We start from the raw sequence: 24,175 nt of genomic DNA on the forward strand, positions 1-24,175 counted from the left end.
AATTAGTACGACAAGCCGATCAAGTGGTTACTTCAGCCTTATGGGTGACTTGTTGCCCCATTTGCCAGGAATGCCTATGCCTGGCCTTTACTCTGCATTACGGTTCATTTACCGAGCGTTGATTCATCCCGCCGCTGCACGCCGTGACCCACGGCCGCGACCCGACCCCCCGCCATCGACGGGGGACCACCTGATCCGCGACCGCGCTGCCCCGGAGGAGACGGGAACAATGTCAGCCTGCGTCCCCACCCGCGCCGACGACCCGACTCGGTCGACGCGCGACCACCAGCCCCACAGCCCCCCGCCGACCCCGCCCCGCCGCTTCCGCGTCGCGGGCGCCGACATGTCCGCCTCGATCGCGGTCTTCCTGATCGCTCTCCCCCTGTCCCTGGGCATCGCCCTCGCCACCGGCGCGCCCCTCCAGGCCGGCCTCGTCGCCGCTGCCGTCGGAGGACTCGTCGCCGGGTGGCTCGGCGGCTCTCCGCTGCAGGTCAGCGGCCCCGCCGCCGGGCTCACGGTCGTCACCGCCGACCTCATCCACCGCTACGGGTGGCGTACGACCTGCGCCATCACCGTCCTCGCCGGCCTCGCCCAGATCGGCCTCGGCTGCCTGCGCGTGGCCCGCACCGCCCTCGCCGTCAGCCCCGCCATCGTGCACGGCATGCTCGCCGGCATCGGTGTCACCATCGCCGTCGCCCAGTTGCACATCGTCCTCGGCAGCACTCCGCAGAGCTCCGTCCTCGACAACCTGCGTGCCCTGCCTGCCCAGTTGGGGCACGTGAGCCTCGCCGCCGTATCGGTGAGCGCACTGACCCTGGCCCTGCTGCTGGTGTGGCCGCGGGTCCCCGGCCGGGTGGGAGACCTCCTGCGCAAGGTCCCGGCCCCGCTCGTCGCCGTCGCCGGAGCCACCGCGATCGCCTCGCTCGCCGGACTGACCCTGCCCGAGGTCGACCTCCCGTCCTGGAGCAGCCACGCCCTGGCCGGGCTGCCCGAGGGGCCGGTGCTCGGCCTCGTCGCCGCCGTCCTCACCATCACGCTGGTGTGCAGTGTGCAGTCGCTGCTCGGCGCGGTCGCCGTGGACAAGCTGGTGGCGGGGCGCCCTCCGCTGCCCGCCCGCGTCGGGCGCTCGGACCTGGACCGCGAACTGCTCGGCCAGGGCGCCGCCAACATCGTCTCCGGCACGCTCGGCGGACTACCGGTCGCCGGGGTCGCCGTACGGACGTCGGCGAATGTGCACGCGGGCGCCGTGAGCCGGAACTCCACGATGCTGCACGGCGTTCTCGTAGTAGTCGCCGCGTTGCTGATGGTCCCGGTCCTCGAACTCATCCCGCTCGCCTCGCTCGCCGCCCTGGTGATGGCCGTCGGCATCCAGATGGTGTCCCTGCACCACATCCGCACGGTGACCCGCCACCGAGAGGTGCTGGTGTACGCCGTCACCACCCTCGGCGTGGTCCTCCTCGGTGTCCTGGAGGGCGTGAGCCTGGGGATCGCCGTGGCCGTCTCCGTCGCCCTGAACCGCCTCGCCCACACTCGGATCACCCACGAGGAGAAGGAAGGAGTCCATCACGTACACGTACGAGGACAGTTGACGTTCCTCGCGGTGCCGCGGCTCAGCCGTGCCCTGCATCTCGTCCCACAAGGGGCCGACACCGTCGTCGAGTTGGACGGGTCGTTCATGGACCACGCGGCGTTCGAGACGCTGCACGACTGGCGCAGGACGCACACCGCCCAGGGCGGGACCGCCGAGCTGACCGGCCGTCGTGCCGGGGGCCGGACCGGCGAGCCCGCGAGCCCCACCGGCCGTCTTTCCGAGGCCGGCGCCACCGAGCCCGCGGACTCCGCCGGGTGCCGCTGCCGCCCCTGGACCCCCTGGCGCAACCACCAGTGCGATCGCTCGCAGTCCGCACCATCATCCGACGAGCGTCCGGGCGGGCCCGGCGGGCCCGGTCCATGGGATCCCGGCTCGGGCGGGGCGGGGCCCAGCGGACACGAACTGGCGCGTGGCATCAGCGCGTTCCAGCGCGACACCGCACCCCTGGTGCGGGGCGAGCTGGCGCGGCTGGCACGCGAAGGGCAGCGCCCGGCCCAGCTCTTCCTCACCTGCGCCGACTCGCGGCTCGTCACGTCGATGATCACCTCCAGTGGTCCCGGCGACCTCTTCGTGGTGCGCAACGTGGGCAACCTCGTGCCGCTGCCGGGCCAGGAGAGCGGGGACGACTCGGTGGCGGCCGCGATCGAGTACGCGGTGGACGTGCTGAAGGTGCGCTCCATCACGGTGTGCGGGCACTCCGGGTGCGGGGCCATGCAGGCGCTGCTCAACTCCGAGCCAGGAGGCGCCCGGACCCCGCTCAAGCGGTGGCTGCGGCACGGACTGCCCAGCCTGGAGCGCATGGCCGACGCCGCCCGGCCGTGGGCCAGGCTGGCCGGACGGGCACCCGCCGACGCGGTCGAGCAGCTCTGTCTGACCAATGTGGTCCAGCAGTTGGAGCACCTGCGCGCCCACGAGTCCGTGGCCCGGGCCCTGAAGCACGGGGAACTGGAACTGCACGGGATGTACTTCCACGTCGGCGAGGCCCAGGCGTACCTGCTCACCGGGCCGGACGAAGACGAGCTGTTCGATCATGTGCGGGCGGCGGACCTGTCCGCGTGAACCGCCACGGGGAGGGCCGGCCGCGTCTTCCGGGACCTGGCGGCCCGCCCCGCGTCCCTTCATCCGCCGCGCCCTCCCTGTGAATCGCGTTACAGCCGATGAACTCCCTCCGACCGGCGTCCGTGGGTACGGGTGACTTCAGCCGCCGGTACCATCCCACAAACAGGTCTAAACCAATTTACCCGTCGACCCTTGTCACCGGACCCCCCGGTCTGATGAGCTGTGGCCTGGGACACAACGGACACCCTGGGAAAGGCAGATGCCGTGAGCAACGAAAGCCTGGCCAACCTGCTCAAGGAAGAGCGCAGGTTCGCACCCCCCGCCGACCTGGCGGCGAGCGCCAACGTCACCGCGGAGGCGTATGAGCAGGCCAAGGCTGACAGGCTCGGTTTCTGGGCCGCGCAGGCCCGTCGGCTGACCTGGTCCAAGGAGCCGACCGAGATCCTGGACTGGTCGAACCCGCCGTTCGCCAAGTGGTTCAAGGACGGCGAGCTCAACGTCGCGTACAACTGCGTGGACCGGCATGTGGAGGCCGGGCACGGGGACCGGGTCGCCATCCATTTCGAGGGCGAGCCGGGCGACAGCCGCGCCATCACCTACGCCGAGCTCAAGGACGAGGTCTCCAAGGCCGCGAACGCCCTGCTGGAACTGGGAGTTCAGAAGGGTGACCGGGTCGCCGTCTACATGCCGATGATCCCCGAGACGGCGGTCGCGATGCTCGCCTGCGCCCGTATCGGCGCCGCGCACTCGGTCGTCTTCGGCGGTTTCTCGGCGGACGCGCTCGCCACCCGTATCGAGGACGCCGACGCCAAGGTCGTCATCACCTCCGACGGCGGCTGGCGGCGCGGCAAGCCGTCCGCGCTCAAGCCGGCCGTGGACGACGCCATCGCGCGCGTGGACAACGTCGAGCACGTGCTCGTGGTCCGCCGTACCGGCCAGGACGTCGCCTGGACCGACGGCCGCGACGTGTGGTGGCACGAGATCGTCGAACGGCAGTCCGCCGAGCACACCCCCGAGGCGTTCGAGGCGGAACACCCGCTGTTCATCCTCTACACGTCCGGTACGACGGGTAAGCCGAAAGGCATCCTGCACACCTCCGGCGGCTACCTCACCCAGACCGCGTACACCCACGACGCGGTATTCGACCTCAAGCCGGAGACCGACGTCTACTGGTGCACGGCCGACGTCGGCTGGGTCACCGGGCACTCGTACATCGTCTACGGGCCGCTGGCGAACGGCGCGAGTCAGGTCATGTACGAGGGCACCCCGGACACCCCGCACCAGGGCCGCTTCTGGGAGATCGTGCAGAAGTACGGGGTGACGATCCTGTACACGGCGCCCACCGCGATCCGTACGTTCATGAAGTGGGGCGACGACATCCCCGCGAAGTTCGACCTGAGCAGCCTGCGGGTCCTGGGCTCGGTCGGCGAGCCCATCAACCCCGAGGCCTGGATCTGGTACCGCAAGCACATCGGGGCCGACCGGACGCCCATCGTCGACACCTGGTGGCAGACCGAGACCGGCGCGATGATGATCTCGCCACTGCCGGGTGTCACCGAGACCAAGCCGGGTTCCGCGCAGACACCGCTGCCCGGCATCTGTGCGACCGTCGTCGACGACGAGGCGAACGAGGTGCCGAACGGCGGTGGCGGCTACCTGGTCCTCACCGAGCCGTGGCCGTCGATGCTGCGCACGATCTGGGGCGACGACCAGCGCTTCCTGGACACCTACTGGTCGCGCTTCGAGGGCAAGTACTTCGCCGGCGACGGTGCGAAGAAGGACGACGACGGCGACATCTGGCTGCTCGGGCGCGTCGACGACGTGATGCTCGTGTCGGGCCACAACATCTCCACCACCGAGGTCGAGTCGGCACTCGTGTCGCACCCGTCGGTCGCCGAGGCCGCCGTCGTCGGTGCCGCCGACGAGACCACGGGGCAGGCCATCGTCGCCTTCGTCATCCTGCGCGGCACGGCGAACGCCGAGGACGAGCAACTCGTCGCCGAGCTGCGGAGCCACGTCGGCGCCACCCTCGGCCCGATCGCCAAGCCGAAGCGGATCCTGCCGGTGGCCGAGCTGCCGAAGACCCGCTCCGGCAAGATCATGCGGCGTCTGCTGCGGGACGTGGCCGAGAACCGCCAGCTCGGTGACGTCACCACGCTGACGGACTCCACCGTCATGGACCTCATCCAGGCGAAGCTCCCGGCGGCGCCCAGCGAGGACTGAGCACGGCTCAGGACTGAGCAAGGCTTCCAGGGGCACCCGGCGACAAGCGCGCCGGGTGCCCTTTTCGGACCTAACGTAGGGATCGCCGGATTCCTTCTCGCGCACCTTAGGTAAACTAAACAAAAAAGCAACACCCAAGGTGCGCCGGGAAGTCTGGTCGGCATGTGCTCCGTCCTGCCCACCGACCGGAGGTCTCCCCCGTGGCCGCGCCCCGCACCACCACACCCCGCAAGGTTCTCGGACGCCTGTCGCTGCCCGAGCGGACCTTCGTCACGGATGCGCTGCGCACCGAGACCGTCGGCGGTGTGCTGCTGCTCCTCGCCGCGATCGCCGCGCTGATCTGGGCGAACATACCCGCGCTGCACGACAGCTACGAGAGCGTCAGCGACTTCCACCTCGGCCCCGAGGCCCTCGGCCTGAACCTGTCCGTCGCGCACTGGGCCGCCGACGGGCTCCTCGCGATCTTCTTCTTCGTCGCCGGGATCGAGCTCAAGCGGGAGCTGGTGGCCGGTGACCTGCGCGACCCGAGAGCAGCCGCACTGCCCGTGGTGGCGGCGCTGTGCGGGATGGCCGTACCGGCGCTCGTCTACACCCTCACCAGCCTCACCGGCGGCGGCTCCCTCGCGGGCTGGGCGGTGCCCACCGCCACCGACATCGCGTTCGCCCTGGCCGTGCTCGCCGTCATCGGCACGTCCCTGCCGAGCGCTCTGCGCGCCTTCCTGCTCACGCTCGCCGTCGTCGACGACCTCTTCGCGATCCTGATCATCGCGCTGTTCTTCACCGACAGCATCGACTTCGCCGCGCTCGGGGGCGCCGCGGCCGGTCTCTTCGTCTTCTGGCTGCTGCTGCGCAAGGGCGTGCACGGCTGGTACGTGTACGTCCCGCTCGCCCTCGTCGTCTGGGGGCTGATGTACAACAGCGGCGTCCACGCCACCATCGCGGGCGTCGCCATGGGCCTGATGCTGCGCTGTACCAGACGGGAGGGTGAGGACAAGTCCCCCGGCGAGCGCGTCGAACACCTCGTACGCCCCCTGTCGGCGGGCGTGGCCGTGCCGCTGTTCGCACTGTTCAGCGCCGGCGTGTCGGTCTCCGCAGACGCGCTCGGCGATGTGTTCGGCAAACCGGAGACGCTCGGCGTGGTCCTCGGGCTCGTCGTCGGCAAGGCGCTCGGCATCTCCGGCGGGACGTGGCTGACGGCCCGTTTCACCCGGGCCTCGCTCAGCGACGACCTCGAATGGTCGGACGTCTTCGCGCTGGCGGCCCTGGCGGGCATCGGTTTCACCGTCTCGCTGCTCATCGGCGAACTCGCCTTCGAGGGCGACACGGTGCTGACGGGCGAGGTCAAGGCCGCCGTCCTGACGGGGTCCCTCATCGCGGCAGTCGTCGCGAGTGTCCTGCTGAAGATCCGGAACACCAGGTACCGCAGGCTCTTCGAGGCGGAGGAGCGCGACGAGGACCTCGACGGCATCCCGGACATCTACGAGGAGGACGACCCGGCGTACCACCTGCGGATGGCCGACATCTACGAGCGCAAGGCCGCCGAACACCGCCGGATCGCCGAGCTCAAGGCCGCCGACCGGGAGGCCGCCGGACGCCACGGGCTTGCCGAAGTGGCGGGCGGGGCAGGCGAGGAGAACGACCGTCCGGCATGATCTGACGGGACGGTACAAAAAAGACCGTTCCCCGTCACACACGAGTCAGACAGACACAGGGAGACCGCGATGAGCGCACCCGACGGCAGCCCGGTCGGCGCCGAACGCAGCATCGGCCAGCTGTTCGCCTCGGCGACGACCGAATTGTCGGCGCTGGTGCACGACGAGATCGCGCTGGCCAAGGCGCAGCTCAGGCAGGACGTCAAGCGGGGGGCGACGAGCGGCGGCGCGTTCTCCATGGCCGGCGCGGTCCTGTTGTTCTCCCTGCCGATGCTCAACTTCGCGCTGGCGTACGGCATCCGGACCTGGAGCGACTGGAACCTCGCGATCTGCTTCCTGCTGTCCTTCGCGGCGAACGTTCTGGTCGCGGCGGTCCTCGCGTTGATCGGCGTGGTCTTCGCGAAGAAGGCCAAGAAGAGCCAGGGCCCGCAGAAGGTCGCCGCCTCGATGAAGGAGACGGCGGGTGTCCTGCAGAAGGCCAAGCCGCATCCGCGTCCGGAGCTCCCGCAGGACCGGGTCCCGGAGGCCATCGAAGCTGTGGCACGCTCGTCGTCATGACGGATCCCGCCGCTTCGGCGCAGCCTGCCGCACTCGTACGACCGGACCTCCCCGGCGGGCAAGAGGTGACCCACCGCAACGTCGCCGCCAACGGCGCCCGTTTCCACATCGCCGAGCTCGGCGACGGGCCGCTGGTGCTGCTGCTGCACGGCTTCCCGCAGTTCTGGTGGACCTGGCGGCACCAGCTCGTCGCGCTCGCCGACGCGGGTTTCCGGGCCGTCGCCATGGACCTGCGGGGCGTCGGCGGCAGCGACCGCACCCCGCGCGGCTACGACCCGGCCAACCTCGCCCTCGACGTGACCGGCGTGATCCGCTCCCTGGGCGAGCCGGACGCCGCCCTGGTCGGCCACGACCTGGGCGGATACCTGGCGTGGACGGCGGCCGCGATGCGCCCCAAGCTCGTACGGCGACTCGCGGTGGCGTCCATGCCGCACCCTCGGCGCTGGCGCTCGGCGATGCTCTCGGACCTCAAGCAGACAAGCGCGGGTTCCTACATCTGGGGGTTCCAGCGGCCCTGGATCCCGGAACGGCAGCTCACCGCCGACGACGGCGCCCTGGTGGGCCGGCTGATCCGGGACTGGTCCGGCCCGGGCCTGCCGGACGGCGAGGCGGTGGAGGCGTACCGGCGAGCGATGTGCATCCCCTCGACTGCGCACTGCTCGATCGAGCCGTACCGCTGGATGGTGCGGTCGATGGCCCGCCCCGACGGCATCCAGTTCAACCGCCGCATGAAGCGGCCGGTGCGCGTGCCGACGCTGCATCTGCACGGCTCACTCGACCCCGTGGTGCGTATCCGCAGCGCGGCCGGATCCGGGGAGTACGTCGAAGCGCCGTACCGCTGGCGGCTCTTCGACGGGCTCGGGCACTTCCCGCACGAAGAGGATCCGGTGGCATTCTCAACGGAGCTCGTCAACTGGCTCAAAGATCCCGAACCCGACCGGTGACCGCGCCGATGCGCCCGGTATCCGGGCCGGAACACCTGCCCTACGAACGGCCAATTGCCCGGCGCATAGGCCAATTGGGCGGCCCGGAGGCGATTATCGACCATGGGGCAGGGGCACACGTCGGGGTATGGGCTGGACGCACGACTACAGTGACGCGGCACGCAATCGACGCTCGGGCAGCGGTCTGAGCTCCCACCAACGAGGCGGTGCCCCGCAGCTGCCGGGCACAGACCTCCGGGTGGGCATCCCGCGCATTCTGCGCCGCCGGGCCCGCTGGGTCTCGGTACGCCTACGTCACCCGCGCGGCTGACACGGCCGCTGCCCAGGTCCTGTCGTCACATTCCCGTCGTCCGCCCCGCAGGGCGGGCCCCGCGGCCTCAGGTGCGTGCTCTCGGCGTGCCGGACGCCGCTCCGTGACGGGCAGGCCTTGGCCGGCGCGGCGCTAGAGCGCGCAGCTGTCGCTGTCCACCTGCTGGTCCGCGGTACGTCCCTCGGCGATGTCCTCCTGGATCTCGTCCGTGGTGAGCGCGTATCCGGTGTCGGCGTCGTCGAGCGACTTCGCGAAGACCACGCCGTACACCTTGCCTTCGGGCGTGAGCAGCGGGCCGCCGGAGTTGCCCTGGCGGACGGTCGCGTAGAGCGAGTAGACGTCGCGGTGGACGGTGCCGCGGTGGTAGATGTCCGGGCCGTTGGCCGTTATGCGCCCGCGCACGCGCGCGGCACGGACGTCGTACGACCCGTTCTCCGGGAAGCCGGCGACGATCGCGCTGTCGCCGCTGGCCGCGTCCTCGGACGTGAACTGCAGGGCGGGCGCGCTCAGGTCCGGTACGTCGAGGACGGCGATGTCGCGCTCCCAGTCGTAGAGGACGACCGTCGCGTCGTACTTCCTGCCCTCGCCGCCTATCTGGACGGTGGGCTCGTCGACGCCGCCCACGACGTGCGCGTTGGTCATGACGCGGCGCTCGCCGAAGACGAATCCGGTGCCTTCGAGGACCTTGCCGCAGCTCTGGGCGGTGCCCATCACCTTGACGATGGAGCGCTGGGCGCGGGTGGCCACGGGGCTGTGCGCGAGTGCCGGGTCGGGCGGCTTGACCTCCTTGATCGGCTCGTTGGAGAACGGGCTGAAGACCTGCGGGAAGCCGTTCTGCGCGAGGACCGAGGTGAAGTCGTTGAACCACGTGTCGGCCTGGTCGGGCAGCGCCTCCGACACGCCCAGCAGCACCTTGGAGCCGCGGACCTCCTTGCCCAGCGTCGGCAGCGTGGTCTGCGCGAGGGCGGAGCCGATCAGCCAGGCCACCAGCAACATCGCGACGACGTTCACCAGGGCGCCGCCGGTGGCGTCCAGGGCGCGGGCCGGCGACCAGGTGATGTAGCGGCGCAGTTTGTTGCCGAGGTGGGTGGTCAGGGCCTGGCCGACGGAGGCGCAGACGATGACGACGACCACGGCGACGACGGCGGCGGTCGTGCTGACCTCCGCGTTGTCGGTGACAGCGTCCCAGATGACCGGAAGCAAGTAGACGGCGACGAGCCCGCCACCCAGGAAACCGATCACCGACAGGATGCCGACGACGAAGCCCTGGCGGTAGCCGACGATCGCAAACCACACGGCGGCGACCAGCAACAGGATGTCCAGCACGTTCACCGGTTCGAGCCTCGCCTCATCACTTCGCGGTCACCTCAGGGGACACCCTGTCATGACAGCCAGTCGAGCGGGACCTGCTTCTCCCTGTCCCAGGGCCGCTCCCAGCCCGAATAGTGGAGCAGGCGGTCGATGATTCCGGCCGTGAAACCCCAGACCAGGGCCGATTCGACCAGGAATGCCGGACCTCGGTGGCCGCTGGGGTGGGCGGTGACGGCCCGATTGGCGGGGTCCGTGAGATCCGCCACGGGGACCGTGAAGACCCGGGCGGTCTCGGCCGGATCGACGACCCCGACCGGGCTGGGCTCACGCCACCAGCCGAGGACGGGCGTGACGACGAAGTGGCTGACCGGGATGTAGAGCTTGGGCAGCACGCCGAAGAGCTGGACTCCGGCCGGGTCGAGCCCGGTCTCCTCCTCGGCCTCGCGCAGGGCGGCCCGCAGCGGCCCGTCGGCCTTCGGGTCACCGTCCTCGGGGTCGAGGGCACCGCCGGGGAAGGACGGCTGGCCCGCATGGGAACGCAGGGATGTCGCCCGCTCCATGAGCAGCAGCTCGGGGCCGCGCTCGCCGTCGCCGAACAGGACGAGGACGGCGGACTGGCGCCCTGCGCCGTTCTCCGGCGGCAGGAAACGGCTCAGCTGCAGCGGCTCGACCGTCTCGACGGCGTGCACCACCGGGTCCAGCCAGCCGGGCAGGCCCTCCTTGCTGACTGTCACCGGGCCGCCCCGGGTATTGCTGGCTCGCGTCATCGCCACCCCCGTTCCGTCATGTCCAACGCCGTGCCCCCGCGAGATCGTTCCGTCATCCCGCCCCCAGCGGCGGTGCCGGCCTGCCGCCCGCGTCGAGGTACGCCTGCGGGGGCTTCAGACGCTGGCCCGGGAAGCCGCCCTTCTCGTACTTGAGCAGCTTCTGCGCCTTCTCGGGGTCCGTCTCTCCCTCGCCGTACGCCGGGCAGAGCGGGGCGATGGGGCAGGCGCCGCAGGCGGGCTTGCGGGCGTGGCAGATGCGGCGGCCGTGGAAGATCACGTGGTGCGAGAGCATCGTCCACTCGCTCTTCGGGAAGAGCGCGCCGACGGCGGCCTCGATCTTGTCGGGATCGGTCTCGTCGGTCCACTGCCAGCGCCGCACCAGCCGCTGGAAGTGGGTGTCCACGGTGATGCCGGGGCGGCCGAAGGCGTTGCCGAGCACGACGAAGGCGGTCTTGCGGCCGACGCCGGGCAGTTTGACGAGGTCCTCGAGCCGCCCGGGGACCTCGCCGTCGAACTCCTCCACCAAGGCCTTGGACAGTCCTATGACGGACTTGGTCTTGGCCCGGAAGAAACCGGTGGGCCGGAGGATCTCCTCGACCTCCTCCGGATCGGCCGCCGCAAGGTCCTCCGGCGCCGGGTACCTGGCGAAGAGCGCTGGCGTCGTCTGGTTGACCCTCAGATCGGTGGTCTGGGCGGACAGCACCGTGGCGATGACCAGCTGGAAGGGGTTCTCGAAGTCCAGCTCCGGGTGGGCGTACGGGTAGACCTCGGCGAGTTCGCGGTTGATCCGGCGGGCACGACGGACCAGGGCCGTGCGCGACTCGTTCTTCGGCGGCTTCGGTGCGATGGTCTTAGCGGGAGCGGCCTTCTTTACGGCGGCCGTGGCCTTCTTGGGGGCGACGGTCACCTTCTTTGTCGCTTTTGCCGTTTTCCTGCCACCACCGGGAGCTTGTTCGCCCACAGCGGAATTACGACGTGCAACCACCCGCGCAGCCCCCTCGGTCTGTGCTCTCACCGGCATTTTGGACACCCGGCCAGCCTAGAGCCCGGCACTGACATCCGCCCCGGACCCTGAAGATCGGCCCCCAATTGGACCCCTGCCGCTTACCCCGGGACACGTGTGCGGCATCCTTGTGACAGATCACACTGTTTGGACCGTCCGGCAAGATGGGGGAACACGGTCCCCTGGTACGCGGGGCGCAAGATCCCCTGAGCAGGTCGACAAGGAGAGAACTCGTGGACGACGTTCTGCGGCGCAACCCGCTCTTCGCGGCTCTCGACGACGAGCAGGCCGCGGAGCTCCGCGCCTCCATGAGTGAGGTGACCCTCGCACGCGGCGACTCGCTGTTCCACGAGGGCGACCCCGGTGACCGGCTCTACGTCGTCACCGAGGGCAAGGTCAAGCTCCACCGCACGTCCCCCGACGGCCGCGAGAACATGCTGGCCGTGGTGGGACCCGGCGAGCTCATCGGCGAACTGTCGCTTTTCGACCCGGGCCCGCGCACGGCGACCGCCACCGCGCTGACCGAGGTCAAGCTGCTCGGCCTCGGCCACGGCGACCTGCAGCCGTGGCTGAACGTCCGCCCCGAGGTGGCCGGCGCCCTGCTGCGCGCCGTCGCCCGCCGGCTGCGCAGGACCAACGACGCAATGTCCGACCTGGTCTTTTCGGACGTCCCCGGCCGCGTGGCCCGCGCGCTCCTCGACCTCTCCCGCCGCTTCGGCGTGCAGTCGGAGGAGGGCATCCACGTCGTCCACGACCTGACGCAGGAGGAGCTGGCCCAGCTGGTCGGCGCGTCCCGCGAGACCGTGAACAAGGCGCTGGCCGACTTCGCGCAGCGCGGGTGGCTCCGCCTGGAGGCGCGGGCCGTGATCCTGCTGGACGTGGAGCGGCTCGCCAAGCGGTCGCGCTGACGCCTGGTCCCGCCGTGCGTTGCAGGGCCCGTCTCTTTCGGAGGCGGGCCCCGTTCGTGTGGCCGTCCGCCTTGGGGCTGCGCCCCCTGCCCCCCGCCTCGGCCGGAACGGCCTCGTCCTCAGCGGCCGACGGGCTGACGACGTCCGGGCGGGCCACGTCCGCGAGCGCCCGACCGGCCGAAGGTGCCCGGCCGGAGACAGCCTGCTCAGACTCTCTTCGCACGGCACAGTAGGTCTATGGCCGGAACCGTTGTACCCAAAGGCCTCGACCCTCAGGGCTACATCGAGCGCGAGGGCTCCCTCGGGCGTATCCCCCACGCCTTCCGTCCCGTGGTCGCCGTGGCGCGGGATCGGGTGCTGGACGTGTTCGGGGCGCGGCTGCACAGCGCGTACCTCTACGGGTCGATTCCTCGCGGCACCGCGCGCGTGGGGCGCAGTGATCTCGATCTGCTGCTCGCGCTGAAGGCGGAACCGACCGACGCCGACCGGGCCGACGCCGGCACCCTCGGCGCGGCGCTCGACCAGGAGTTCCCGCAGGTCGACGGCGTCGGCACGCTGCTGTTCAGCCGGGCACGGCTGCTGAGCGAGCCGGAGACGTACGACCTGGGGTGGTTCGTCGCCTGTATGTGCACGCCGCTGCTCGGCGAGGACCTCGCCGAGTACCTGCCGCGCTACCGGCCCGACTCACTGCTCGCCCGGGAGACCAACGGGGACCTCGCCCAGCTCCTGCCGCACTGGCGGGAGCGGATCGCCGGCGCCGAGGCCGGCGACGACCCCGAGGAGGCCCGGCGGCAGCTCGTGCGCTTCATGTCGCGCCACCTCGTGCGTACGGGCTTCACGCTCGTCATGCCCCGCTGGAACGGCTGGACCAGCGACCTTGAGGAGATGGCCGCGGTCTTCGGCGCGTACTACCCCGAGCGGGCCGGGCAGATGCGGGCGGCCGCCGTCCTCGGACACGAGCCGACCGGTGACCGGGCCGTCCTCACTACGTATGTCGACGATCTCGGCCCCTGGCTCGCCGAGGAGTACACGCGCGTGCACGGCGTCAAAGCGCCACGTCCCGAATGAGCCAGTGCCGCGTCAGCCTCGGCTGACGCGGCCACTAGATGAGCCCGTGCTCCGACAGATAGTCCAGCTGCGCCCGTACCGACAGCTCCGCCGCCGGCCACAGGGAGCGGTCCACGTCCGCGTACACGTGGGCGACGACCTCGGCCGGCGTCCGGTAGCCGTCCTCCACCGCCGTCTCGACCTGGGCGAGCCGGTGGGCGCGGTGGGCGAGGTAGAACTCGACGGCGCCCTGGGCGTCCTCCAGGACCGGGCCGTGGCCCGGGAGCACCGTGTGCACGCCGTCGTCGACCGTGAGCGACCTGAGCCGCCGCAGGGAGTCCAGATAGTCGCCCAGGCGGCCGTCGGGGTGCGCCACGACCGTCGTACCGCGTCCCAGGACGGTGTCGCCGGTGAGGACCGCCCGGTCGGCCGGGAGGTGGAACGAGAGGGAGTCCGCGGTGTGCCCCGGCGTCGGTACGACTCTCAGTTCCAGGCCGCCGACGGTGACCACGTCTCCGGCGCCCAGACCTTCGTCGCCCAGCCGCAGCGCCGGGTCCAGCGCCCGCACCTTCGTGCCGGTCAGCCCGGCGAAGCGGACGGCGCCCTCCGCGTGGTCGGGGTGGCCGTGCGTCAGCAGGGTCAGGGCGATGCGCTTGCCCGCCTTCTCGGCCGTGTCGACGACATGGGTCAGGTGTCCTTCGTCGAGCGGCCCGGGGTCCACGACGACGGCGAGTGCGGAGCCGGGCTCGGAGAGGATCCAGGTGTTCGTCCCGTCCAGGGTCATCGCCGATGCGTTGGGCGCGAGCACGTTGACGGCACGCGGGGTGGCGGGGCCGGACAGGACCCCGCCCCTCGGCTGGCCGGGAAGGGCTGCTGCTTCCGTCATGCGAGGCGACCTTCCGGGACGTGACTCATGCGGGGGCTCCACCGGTCGGGATGTGCTTGGTGAACTCGTCGTGGCCCGGCCAGGACAGCACGATGTCGCCGTCCTCCAGACGGGCCTGCGCCAGGACGGGGGCCAGGTCGCGCCCGGGAGCCGCGGCGAGCGCCTCCGCGGCCGTGCTGTACGGGGCCAGCTGGCGCAGGGTCGCGATGGTGGGCGGCATCATCAGCAGCTCGCCCTTGTCGTAGGAGGCGGCGGCGTCCTCGGGCCGGGTCCACACCGTGCGGTCGGCCTCCGTGGAGGCGTTGCGGGTGCGCTGGCCCTCGGGGAGGGCGGCGACGAAGAACCAGGTGTCGTAGCGGCGGCGTTCGAACTCGGGGGTGATCCAGCGGGTCCAGGCGCCGAGGAGGTCCGAGCGCAGGACCAGTCCGCGACGGTCCAGGAACTCGGCGAAGGAGAGGTCGCGGGCCACCAGCGCCGCACGGTCCGCCTCCCAGTCCTCGCCCGTGGTGTCGCCGACCACGGAGTCGGAGGCGGGCCCGGCCAGCAGGACGCCTGCCTCCTCGTACGTCTCGCGGACGGCCGCGCAGACGATCGCCTGGGCCGCGGTCTCGTCGACGCCCAGCCTGTTCGCCCACCACGCGCGCGTGGGGCCCGCCCAGCGGACGTGGCGGTCGTCGTCCCGGGGATCGACGCCGCCGCCCGGGTATGCGTACGCGCCTCCGGCGAAGGCCATGGAGGCTCGTCGGCGCAGCATGTGAACGGCGGGGCCGGTGTCGGTGTCCCTGAGGAGCATGACGGTGGCCGCGCGCTTCGGGGAGACCGGGGTGAGGCTGCCGTCCGTCAGCGCGCGGATGAGGTCTGGCCACTCCTGGGGGTACCACTGACCGTTCGCCATGGTCGGAGGCTATCCCGAAGCGCGCTGATGTTCGAGAGGCGCCCATCGTCCCCTCCGGGGGATGCCGGTCATCTTCCCCCGGTGGTGCGGCTACGCCTCCGTCAGCTCCACCTGGATCTCGAGCTCCACCGGCGCGTCCAGCGGCAGCACCGTCACGCCCACCGCGCTGCGCGCGTGCACGCCCTTGTCGCCGAGGACCGCACCCAGCAGCTCGCTCGCGCCGTTCACCACGCCCGGCTGGCCCGTGAAGTCCGAGGCCGAGGCGACGAAGCCGACGACCTTCACGACGCGTGCGATGCGGTCCAGGTCGCCGGTCACCGACTTGACGGCGGCCAGTGCGTTCAGCGCGCAGGTACGCGCCAGGTCCTTGGCCTCCTCCGCCGTGACCTCCGCGCCCACCTTGCCGGTGACCGGGAGCTTGCCCTCCACCATCGGCAGCTGGCCGGACGTGTACACGTACGCCCCCGACCGTACGGCCGGCTGGTACGCGGCGAGCGGCGGCACGACCTCCGGAAGGGTCAGGCCCAGTTCGGCCAGCTTCGCCTCGACCGCGCTCATGCCTGCTTCTCCCGCTTCAGGTAGGCGACAAGCTGCTCGGGGTTGTTCGGCCCGGGCACGACCTGGACGAGCTCCCAGCCGTCCTCGCCCCAGGTGTCCAGAATCTGCTTCGTGGCGTGGACGAGCAGCGGCACGGTTGCGTATTCCCACTTGGTCATGTGGGCGACTCTAGCCGCTGCCCGGGACCGGTCCTGCGGCCGACCGCAGCCGCGTTGTCCACAGCCTCCCGCGTGGCCCGGACACGGACTGGTTAGGCTCGAAGACGTGAGCAGGCTCCACGTCGTCAGCGGCAAGGGCGGGACCGGGAAGACCACGGTCGCCGCAGCCCTCGCGCTGGCCCTGGCCACCGAGGGGAAGCGGACGCTTCTCGTCGAGGTCGAGGGTCGGCAGGGCATCGCGCAGCTCTTCGAAACACAAGCGCTGCCTTATGAGGAGCGGAAGATCGCCGTCGCTCCCGGGGGCGGGGAGGTGTACGCCCTCGCCATAGACCCCGAACTGGCCCTTCTGGACTACCTCCAGATGTTCTACAAACTGGGGAGCGCCGGACGGGCCCTGAAGAAGCTCGGCGCGATCGACTTCGCCACCACCATCGCGCCCGGGCTGAGAGACGTACTCCTGACGGGCAAGGCGTGCGAGGCGGTGCGGCGGAAGGACAAGTCGGGGCGGTTCGCCTACGACTACGTCGTCATGGACGCCCCGCCGACCGGGCGCATCACCCGGTTCCTCAACGTCAACGACGAGGTCGCCGGACTGGCGAAGATCGGGCCGATACACAATCAGGCGCAGGCCGTGATGCGGGTGCTGAAGTCGGCGGAGACGGCCGTGCACCTGGTGACGCTGCTGGAGGAGATGCCCGTCCAGGAGACCGCGGACGGGATCGCCGAGCTCCGGTCGGCGCGGCTGCCGGTCGGGCGGATCATCGTCAACATGGTGCGGCCCGAGGTGTTGGACGCCACCGACCTGGAACTCGTACGGAGCGTTCCGCGCACCGCCGTCGCCAAGTCGCTGTCCGCGGCGGGGCTGGGCGGGGCACGGCGCGGCGGAAACGCCGAGAAGCTGGTGGACCCGCTCCTGCAGCAGGCCGAGGAGTACGCCGAGCGGTACGAGCTGGAGCGCGAACAGCGGGCCGTCCTCGGCGAGCTGGGCCTGCCGCTGCACGAACTGCCGCTGCTCGCCGAGGGCATGGATCTGGCGGGCCTGTACGAACTGGCCCGGGAGCTGCGGAACCAGGACCTGTCATGAGGTCGTTGACAGGACTTGCCATGAAGTCGTTGACAGGACCTGCCATGAGGTCGTTGACAGGACCTGCCATGAGGTCGTCGAACAGTCGGAAGCAGGGGATGTCATGAGCCGTCAGGATCCGGCCCACGCGCACGACCACGCCGCCCGGCACCTGTCTCCCGCGCGCATGCTCGACCTCGATCCGCTGATCGACGACCCGAAGACCCGCATCGTGGTGTGCTGCGGCTCGGGCGGGGTCGGCAAGACCACGACCGCGGCGGCGCTGGGTCTGCGGGCCGCCGAGCGGGGCCGCAAGGTGGTGGTCCTGACCATCGACCCGGCCCGCCGGCTCGCCCAGTCGATGGGTATCGACTCGCTGGACAACATCCCCCGCCGGGTGAAGGGCATCGACGACTCCGCGACGGGCGAACTGCACGCCATGATGCTCGACATGAAACGCACCTTCGACGAGATCGTCGAGGCGCACGCGGACGGCGAGCGGGCGGCCGTGATCCTGAACAACCCGTTCTACCAGTCGCTCTCGGCGGGCTTCGCGGGCACGCAGGAGTACATGGCGATGGAGAAGCTGGGACAACTGCGCGCACGTGACGAGTGGGACCTGATCGTCGTCGACACACCGCCGTCCCGTTCGGCGCTCGACTTCCTGGACGCGCCCAAGCGGCTCGGGTCCTTCCTGGACGGGCGGCTGATCCGGCTGTTGACGGCCCCGGCGAAGCTGGGCGGGCGCGCCGGGATGAAGTTCCTGAACGTGGGGATGTCGATGATGACCGGCACCCTCGGCAAGCTGCTGGGCGGACAGCTCCTCAAGGACGTCCAGACGTTCGTGGCCGCGATGGACACCACCTTCGGCGGCTTCCGCACACGCGCGGACGCCACGTACAAGCTGCTCCAGGCGCCCGGGACGGCGTTCCTCGTGGTCGCGGCGCCGGAGCGGGACGCGCTGCGGGAGGCCGCGTACTTCGTGGAGCGGCTGGCCGCCGAGGACATGCCGCTCGCCGGACTGGTGCTCAACCGGGTCCACGGCAGCGGCGCCGCCCGGCTGTCGGCCGAGCGGGCGCTCGCGGCCGCGGAGAACCTCGACCTCGACGATCCCGCTGCCGACCTCGACGATCCCGCGACCGACACCGCCGCCGCGGAAAATCTTGAGGAGCCCCGCATTGTGGATCAGGACGGCGGGAAAGCTGGACTTCGTAACTCTCCCGAGACGTACGGAAGTTCAGAATCTCCCGCATCCGATCCGGTATCCGGGTCAGGCTCCCCCGCCGCGGACCGAACCGCAGACCGGAGCGTGGAACAACTCACCGCAGGCCTGCTGAGGCTGCATGCCGAGCGCATGCAGCTGCTCTCCCGCGAGCAGCGCACGCGCGACCGCTTCACCGCGCTCCACCCCGAGGTGGCGGTGGCCGAAGTGGCCGCGCTGCCCGGCGACGTACACGACCTCGCGGGGCTGCGGGACATCGGGAACCGGCTGGCGGCCGGGCGACCGGAGTTGCCCGCGGCCGCCGAGAGCTGAGCCGAGGGGAGCCCCTCAGCTCACCGCAGCGTAGTTCTCGTACACCTCGTCGTCGTCGAGGGGCAGAATGCCGGCCCCCCGCTCATACTCCGTCCGTGCGGTCTCGAGCAGCCGGCGCCACGAGGTGACGGTCGGCCGCCGACGCAGCAGTGCGCGGCGCTCCCGCTCCGTCATGCCTCCCCACACGCCGAACTCGACGCGGTTGTCGAGCGCGTCAGCCAAGCATTCGGTGCGTACCGGACATCCGGTGCACACCGCCTTGGCCCTGTTCTGCGCTGCTCCCTGAACGAACAGTTCATCCGGATCGGTAGTGCGGCAGGCCGCCTGCGCACTCCAGTCGGTTACCCAGCCCATACCGGCGCCGTCCTCTCCCGAATCGAGGCTCCCCCACGGCGGCAGCGGCATATTCACCGCCGCCAGTTGAGGACGTTACGGAAGGTGGGCACAGCGCAACACCCCCTTCGGGCCCAATCTTGAATGGCCCGAACGGACTATGCGTAAGCGGCAGATCACCCGGGGGAGTGAGCTGGCGACATACGTGACTTCCCCGGCAATCCGGGACAGTTCAGTTGAGTCACAACGGGCGCCAAGTGACACACAAGGCGGATTCGGACACGCCCCCACCAAAAAAGTTGGGGAACGACCAGAACGATTCGGGTTCGCCGGACGTATAGATTCGTGGCACTACCGCTGTGACAGTTGAGTGCAGCTTAGGCCAAGGCCTATACGCGTGTCCGGCAAATGAGAACGCGGACACCTCACACCGCCGTGCCGTCGCCGCCGCCCCGACCGCATCGAGATGCCCAAGATGCTCGAGATATCACGATCCGGCACTCGAACCTCCCGACAGGCAGCGGCTCCGTCGGAACCCTCAGCACTACGGATTAGGCTGCCCCTATGCCAAACAAGCGCTCGGGCGGCGGTCTGTCGACAACACAGCAGGCCGCCAAGTTCCTCGGTGTCAGTGTGCTCGCGGGAGCCGTGATGGCCGGCATCGCGCTGCCCGCGGCCGGTGCGCTCGGTCTCGCCGCCAAGGGCTCGGTCGAGGGCTTCGACGAGATCCCGGCCAATCTCAAGCGCCCGCCGCTGAGCCAGCGCACCACGATCCTGGACAACAAGGGCAACCAGATCGCCACGGTCTACTCGCGCGACCGCACGGTGGTCGAGCTCAAGGACATCTCGCCGTACATGCAGAAGGCGATCGTCGCGATCGAGGACTCGCGCTTCTACCAGCACGGCGCGATCGACCTGAAGGGCGTCCTGCGCGCGCTCAACAAGAACGCCCAGAGCGGCGGAGTGTCCCAGGGAGCCTCCACGCTCACCCAGCAGTACGTGAAGAACGTCTTCGTCGAGGAGGCCGGCGACGACCCGACGAAGGTCGCTGAGGCCACCCAGCAGACCCTCGGCCGCAAGATCAAGGAACTGAAGTACGCGATCCAGGTGGAAGAGGAACTCGGCAAGAAGAAGATCCTCGAGAACTACCTGAACATCACGTTCTTCGGTCAGCAGGCCTACGGCGTCGAGGCCGCCGCCCAGCGCTACTTCTCCAAGCACGCCGAGGACCTGAACGTCCAGGAGTCGGCGCTGCTCGCGGGCATCGTCCAGTCCCCGAGCCGCTACGACCCGGTCAACGACGAGACCGAGGCCACCAAGCGACGCAACACCGTGCTGCAGCGCATGGCCGAGGTCGGCGACATCTCCCAGGCGCAGGCCGACAAGGCCAAGAAGACACCACTGGGTCTCGAGGTCAGCCAGCCCAAGAACGGCTGCATCACCGCGGTCAAGGGCGCCAGCTTCTTCTGCAAGTACGTGGAGAAGGTCTTCCTCAGCGACCCGGTCTTCGGCAAGACCAGGAAAACCCGCGCGAAGATCTGGAACCAGGGCGGCCTGACCATCACGACGACCCTCGACCCACAGGCGCAGGAGTCGGTGCAGGCCTCGCTCAAGGACCACGTCAACAAGTCCGACAAGGTCGCCGCGGCGGCCACGCTGGTCGAGCCCGGCACCGGCAAGGTCGTCGCGATGGGCCAGTCGAAGCCGTACGGCTACGGCAAGAACGAGACCGAGTACAACTACTCGGTCGACGCGGCGATGGGTGGCTCCAACTTCGGCTGGCCGACCGGTTCGACGTTCAAGCCGTACGTGGCCGCGGCCGCGCTGGAGGAGGGCCGGCCGCCGACCCAGGAGTACGCGTCGCCGTACAAGATGGCGTATCCCAGCCCCGTCCAGACGTGCGGGAGCAGCCCGTGGACGAACCAGGGCGGGCAGACCGTCGAGAACGAGAGCGAATCGGAGGTCGGGCCGTACCAGCTGAAGGAGGCCATGGCCAAGTCGGTCAACACCTACTTCGTGCAGATGATCTCCGACATCGGCCTCTGCCCCGTCGTCAACATGACCGACAAGCTGCAGGTCAGGCAGGGCAACGGCGAAAAGCTGCCGGAGCGGCCGGCCATCGCCCTCGGCTCGGTGGGCCTGTCCCCGCTGACGATGGCGAGCGCGTACGCCGCCTTCGCGTCCCGCGGCATGTACTGCACGCCGATCGCCATCGAGTCGATCACGCAGAAGGTCGGCAACGACCAGAAGTCGCTCGAGGTGCCGAAGTCGACGTGCTCGCGGGCGATGAGCGAGACGACCGCGGACACCATCAACACCCTGCTGCGCGGTGTGGTCGACTCCGGTACGGGTCAGCAGGCCGGTCTCACCGACCGCGAGAGCGCCGGTAAGACGGGTACGACGGACGAGCGCAGGAACGCGTGGTTCGTCGGCTACACGCCGAACCTCTCCGGCGCCGTCTGGGTCGGCAGCGCCACCCAGAAGGTCAAGATGACCAACATCACGATCGGCGGCGTCTACCACGGCCTCGTCTACGGCGGCCAGGTCCCCGGCCCCATCTGGAAGGACGCCATGTCCGGCGCCCTGTCGGGCAAGAGCGTCGAGTCCTTCAACCTCATCGACATCCCGGATCCCGAGAAGCGCAGGGACGACGACGAGGGCGACGACGACAACGGAAACGGCGACGGCAACGGAAACGGCAACGGCGCCGGCGGCACGAACGGCGGAACCTTCCCGGAGCCCACCTTCTCCATCCCCGAGAACTTCATCGAGGGACAGACCAATGGGGGTAACAGGAACGGGAACGGGGGGCGTGGCTGAGGCCGACGGCTGACCGCCGGACGGCCTGCGGCCAGACGGCCAGCGGCTGGCGGCTGGCGGCTGGCGGCGCGGGCTGAGGACGGGAGCGGCCCCTTTCCCCTCGTACGCATCTGATGTCGTACGAGGGGAAAGGGGCCGATTGCCTTCTGCGGACCGGAGTCGGTGTCAGCCCGCCAGGAGCTTCTTGACCACGGCGGCGACTCGGCCGCCCTCGGCCAGGCCGGCCACCTTCGGATTCACGATCTTCATGACCGCACCCATGGCCCGCGGCCCCTCGGCACCGGCCGCCTTCGCCTCCTCGACGGCCTGGGCGACGATCTGGTTCAGCTCCTCGTCGCCGAGCTGCTTGGGCAGGTACGCGGCGAGCACCTCACCCTCCGCCTTCTCCCGCTCGGCCGACTCGGCACGACCACCCTGCGCGAAGGCGTCCGCGGCCTCGCGGCGCTTCTTCGCCTCCTTGGTGATCACCTTGAGGACCTCGTCGTCGGAGAGCTCGCGCTTCTCCTTTCCCGCGACCTCCTCCTTGGTGATCGCGGCGAGCGTCAGCCGGAGCGTCGAGGAGCGGAGCTCGTCGCGCTCCTTGATCGCGGCGTTGAGGTCTTCCTGCAGCTTCGACTTGAGCGTGGTCATGGGTTTGATTGTCGCAGGTGTTGGCGGCCCGACGCCCGTTCATTTAAAGGACGGTGGGGCACGGGCACCGACGGGTCTGACACGATGGACGCATGCGCGAGCGATACGGAGTACCCCTGTCCATCGCGGCGGCCGGCGCCGCCGGTCTGGTGTACGCGGCGGGATTTGAAGCCCGCTCCTTCCGGCTGCGACGGGTGACGGTCCCCGTCCTCCCCGCCGGAATGCGCCCCCTGCGCATGTTGCAGGTCTCCGACATCCACATGGTCGGCGGCCAGCGCAAGAAGCAGCGCTGGCTGCGCTCACTGGCCGGCCTGCGCCCCGACTTCGTGATCAACACGGGCGACAACCTCTCCGACCCGGAGGGCGTCCCGGAGGTCCTGGACGCGCTGGGTCCCCTGATGGAGTTCCCGGGCGCGTACGTCTTCGGGTCCAACGACTACTACGGCCCCAAGCTGCGCAACCCGGCCCGCTACCTGGTGGAGAAGGCCCGCGGCCGCCACGGCCTGAACGGCAATCCGCCCGCCGTCGGCGCGGTCCACAACCCCTGGGAGGACCTGCGCGACGGCTTCGACGGCGCGGGCTGGCTGAACCTGACCAACACGCGGGGCAGGCTGAAGATCGAGGGCATGTCCCTGGAGCTGACCGGCCTGGACGACCCCCACATCAAACGGGACCGCTACGAGCAGGTGGCCGGCGGCCCGTCGGACGACGCCGACTTCAGCATGGGCGTGGTGCACGCCCCGTACCTGCGCGCCCTCGACGCCTTCACCGCCGACGGCTACCCCCTGATCCTGGCCGGCCACACGCACGGCGGCCAGCTGTGCATCCCTTTCTACGGCGCCCTGATCACCAACTGCGACCTGGACACGGACCGCGTGAAGGGGCTGTCCACGCACACGGCGGAGGGCCGTAAGTCGTACCTGCACGTGTCGGCGGGCTGCGGGACGAACAAGTACACGCCGGTCCGGTTCGCATGCCCGCCGGAGGCGACGCTGCTGACGCTGGTGGGGCGCGAGTAGCCGACGGCACGGGACCTGGGCCGGCGTAACCCGCCCAGCCCTCCCACATCGCCCGTTTTGTCGCCCTTGCTTAGCGTGAGGGCATGACCGCCCCGACACCCCCGACACCCCCGATACCCAGGGACATCCCAGGCCTCCCCGCGGTCCCGGGCATGCCCGCGCTGCTCCCGTCACGCGTCCCCGCCGCGGCGGTGGTGGCGCCGGCACGCCGCCCCCTGGCCGCCGCCTACCGCCTTCTGGTCGCACTGGCGGCAGCCGCAGCCGTGACGATCGACCTGGTCAACGGCAGCCCGATCCGGGTCCTCAGCCACTTCACGATCCAGAGCAACATCATCCTGGCCCTGGTCCTCGCCGCCTCGGCCCGCCGGAACTGGACGGCCCGCCGCCCCCTGCCGTCGCTCGTGACAGGGGCCGCACTGCTCTACATCACCATCACCGGCCTGGTCTACCACCTGCTGTTGGCGGACACGGCGAGCCCCTTCTCACTGACGGGCGGCACCACGCCACCGACGGGCTGGCAGGCAGTCGCCAACCAGATCCTCCACACGGCAACGCCGATCGCGGCGGCGCTGGACTGGCTGCTCCTCACCTCCCCCGGCCGCCTGCACTTCCGCCAGGTCACGACGTGGCTGCTCTACCCCCTGGCCTACCTGGCGTTCTCCTTCATCCGCGGCGAGCTCATCGCGCCCGGTACGCCGGGCCGCTACCTCTACCCGTTCCTGGACGTCGACCACCACGGCTACCGGAGCGTCCTCGGCAACGCCCTCCTCCTCGGCCTCTCCTTCTACGCCCTCGCCGCCCTCCTCGTGGCCGCCGACCACATCCGCCCCAACCCGACCCGCCACCGCGCGAAAACCGGATTTCGTCTCCAGCCACCGGTGGGCTAAAGTAAACGACGTCGCCGCG

Annotated in this window: 22 protein-coding genes; 13 read left to right on the plus strand and 9 right to left on the minus strand. The window is 70.2% G+C overall.

Going from position 1 to position 24,175, the window contains the following annotated elements:
- Positions 1–229 precede the first annotated feature (229 nt).
- The 6 genes from ACZ562_RS04650 (at position 230) to ACZ562_RS04675 (ending at position 8,337) form a co-directional block, all read left to right on the plus strand.
- Positions 230–2,650 carry a bifunctional SulP family inorganic anion transporter/carbonic anhydrase gene (locus ACZ562_RS04650; RefSeq protein WP_471174187.1) on the plus strand — a complete coding sequence of 807 codons (2,421 nt, stop codon included), beginning with the start codon at positions 230–232 and terminating at the stop codon, positions 2,648–2,650.
- A 264-nt stretch (positions 2,651–2,914) separates the two neighbouring features.
- Positions 2,915–4,873, plus strand: coding sequence for an acetate--CoA ligase (gene acs / locus ACZ562_RS04655; protein WP_471174188.1), 1,959 nt, complete (start codon positions 2,915–2,917; stop codon positions 4,871–4,873).
- A gap of 200 nt (positions 4,874–5,073) precedes the next feature.
- Positions 5,074–6,525: a Na+/H+ antiporter NhaA gene (gene nhaA, locus ACZ562_RS04660; RefSeq protein WP_471174189.1), complete on the plus strand. Its 1,452-nt coding sequence runs from the start codon at positions 5,074–5,076 to the stop codon at positions 6,523–6,525.
- A 69-nt stretch (positions 6,526–6,594) separates the two neighbouring features.
- A complete protein-coding gene (locus ACZ562_RS04665) occupies positions 6,595–7,083 on the plus strand; it encodes a phage holin family protein (RefSeq protein ID WP_471174190.1) in 489 nt (162 codons plus the stop codon).
- Positions 7,080–8,027 (plus strand): alpha/beta fold hydrolase, encoded by a 948-nt coding sequence (locus tag ACZ562_RS04670; RefSeq protein WP_471174191.1) that lies wholly within the window; start codon positions 7,080–7,082, stop codon positions 8,025–8,027. Before ACZ562_RS04665 ends, ACZ562_RS04670 begins: the two co-directional genes overlap by 4 nt.
- Positions 8,028–8,154: 127 nt before the next feature.
- Entirely contained in the window at positions 8,155–8,337 is a 183-nt protein-coding gene (locus ACZ562_RS04675) for a hypothetical protein (RefSeq protein ID WP_471174192.1), read from the plus strand.
- A 132-nt stretch (positions 8,338–8,469) separates the two neighbouring features.
- Here the strand turns inward: ACZ562_RS04675 and ACZ562_RS04680 are convergent, their stop codons facing one another.
- From ACZ562_RS04680 to nth, 3 genes are read right to left on the minus strand one after another with little or no spacing between them, the layout of a single operon-like run.
- Positions 8,470–9,669: a MarP family serine protease gene (locus tag ACZ562_RS04680; protein WP_471174193.1), complete on the minus strand. Its 1,200-nt coding sequence runs from the start codon at positions 9,667–9,669 to the stop codon at positions 8,470–8,472.
- A 50-nt stretch (positions 9,670–9,719) separates the two neighbouring features.
- On the minus strand, positions 9,720–10,415 hold the full coding sequence (locus tag ACZ562_RS04685; RefSeq protein WP_471174194.1) for an NUDIX hydrolase: 696 nt from the start codon (positions 10,413–10,415) through the stop codon (positions 9,720–9,722).
- A 52-nt stretch (positions 10,416–10,467) separates the two neighbouring features.
- Positions 10,468–11,436, minus strand: coding sequence for an endonuclease III (nth, locus tag ACZ562_RS04690; RefSeq protein WP_471174195.1), 969 nt, complete (start codon positions 11,434–11,436; stop codon positions 10,468–10,470).
- Positions 11,437–11,651: 215 nt separating this feature from the next.
- Here nth and ACZ562_RS04695 point away from each other — a divergent pair, with 215 nt between their 5' ends.
- A complete protein-coding gene (locus ACZ562_RS04695; RefSeq protein ID WP_280886848.1) occupies positions 11,652–12,326 on the plus strand; it encodes a Crp/Fnr family transcriptional regulator in 675 nt (224 codons plus the stop codon).
- Positions 12,327–12,563: 237 nt separating this feature from the next.
- The gene (locus ACZ562_RS04700; RefSeq protein ID WP_471174196.1) at positions 12,564–13,394 is read left to right on the plus strand and encodes a nucleotidyltransferase; all 831 of its coding nucleotides are present in this window, start codon (positions 12,564–12,566) and stop codon (positions 13,392–13,394) included.
- A 34-nt stretch (positions 13,395–13,428) separates the two neighbouring features.
- Here the strand turns inward: ACZ562_RS04700 and ACZ562_RS04705 are convergent, their stop codons facing one another.
- The 4 genes from ACZ562_RS04705 to ACZ562_RS04720 all read right to left on the minus strand — a co-directional run bounded on the left by ACZ562_RS04705 (position 13,429) and on the right by ACZ562_RS04720 (position 15,870).
- Entirely contained in the window at positions 13,429–14,259 is an 831-nt protein-coding gene (locus ACZ562_RS04705; protein WP_471174197.1) for an MBL fold metallo-hydrolase, read from the minus strand.
- 25 nt (positions 14,260–14,284) lie between these two features.
- Complete coding sequence (locus ACZ562_RS04710; RefSeq protein WP_471174198.1) at positions 14,285–15,154, minus strand: NUDIX hydrolase; 870 nt, start codon at positions 15,152–15,154, stop codon at positions 14,285–14,287.
- Between the two features lie 90 nt (positions 15,155–15,244).
- On the minus strand, positions 15,245–15,712 hold the full coding sequence (locus tag ACZ562_RS04715) for a RidA family protein (protein WP_471174199.1): 468 nt from the start codon (positions 15,710–15,712) through the stop codon (positions 15,245–15,247).
- Positions 15,709–15,870, minus strand: coding sequence for a DUF4177 domain-containing protein (locus ACZ562_RS04720; RefSeq protein WP_003975360.1), 162 nt, complete (start codon positions 15,868–15,870; stop codon positions 15,709–15,711). The genes ACZ562_RS04715 and ACZ562_RS04720 overlap by 4 nt, the downstream gene beginning before the upstream one ends.
- Positions 15,871–15,976: 106 nt before the next feature.
- Between ACZ562_RS04720 and bagA the strand changes: the two genes are divergently transcribed.
- Both bagA and bagB read left to right on the plus strand, forming a co-directional pair.
- Positions 15,977–16,954: an ATPase BagA gene (gene bagA, locus ACZ562_RS04725; RefSeq protein ID WP_471174200.1), complete on the plus strand. Its 978-nt coding sequence runs from the start codon at positions 15,977–15,979 to the stop codon at positions 16,952–16,954.
- Between the two features lie 103 nt (positions 16,955–17,057).
- Positions 17,058–18,467, plus strand: coding sequence for an ATPase BagB (bagB, locus tag ACZ562_RS04730; RefSeq protein ID WP_471174201.1), 1,410 nt, complete (start codon positions 17,058–17,060; stop codon positions 18,465–18,467).
- Positions 18,468–18,482: 15 nt separating this feature from the next.
- Here bagB and wblA read toward each other — a convergent pair whose 3' ends face one another.
- Complete coding sequence (gene wblA / locus ACZ562_RS04735) at positions 18,483–18,821, minus strand: transcriptional regulator WblA (protein WP_067033339.1); 339 nt, start codon at positions 18,819–18,821, stop codon at positions 18,483–18,485.
- 543 nt (positions 18,822–19,364) lie between these two features.
- Here wblA and ACZ562_RS04740 point away from each other — a divergent pair.
- Positions 19,365–21,620, plus strand: coding sequence for a transglycosylase domain-containing protein (locus ACZ562_RS04740; RefSeq protein WP_471174202.1), 2,256 nt, complete (start codon positions 19,365–19,367; stop codon positions 21,618–21,620).
- Between the two features lie 165 nt (positions 21,621–21,785).
- Here the strand turns inward: ACZ562_RS04740 and ACZ562_RS04745 are convergent, their stop codons facing one another.
- Positions 21,786–22,250, minus strand: a complete 465-nt coding sequence (locus ACZ562_RS04745) for a GatB/YqeY domain-containing protein (RefSeq protein ID WP_471174203.1) — start codon at positions 22,248–22,250, stop codon at positions 21,786–21,788.
- A gap of 92 nt (positions 22,251–22,342) precedes the next feature.
- Between ACZ562_RS04745 and ACZ562_RS04750 the strand changes: the two genes are divergently transcribed.
- Positions 22,343–23,269, plus strand: coding sequence for a metallophosphoesterase (locus ACZ562_RS04750; RefSeq protein ID WP_471174204.1), 927 nt, complete (start codon positions 22,343–22,345; stop codon positions 23,267–23,269).
- Positions 23,270–23,352: 83 nt separating this feature from the next.
- Positions 23,353–24,156, plus strand: a complete 804-nt coding sequence (locus ACZ562_RS04755) for a Pr6Pr family membrane protein (protein WP_471174205.1) — start codon at positions 23,353–23,355, stop codon at positions 24,154–24,156.
- The last annotated feature ends 19 nt before the right edge of the window (positions 24,157–24,175 follow it).

Source organism: Streptomyces sp. NPDC040410, assembly GCF_055595715.1.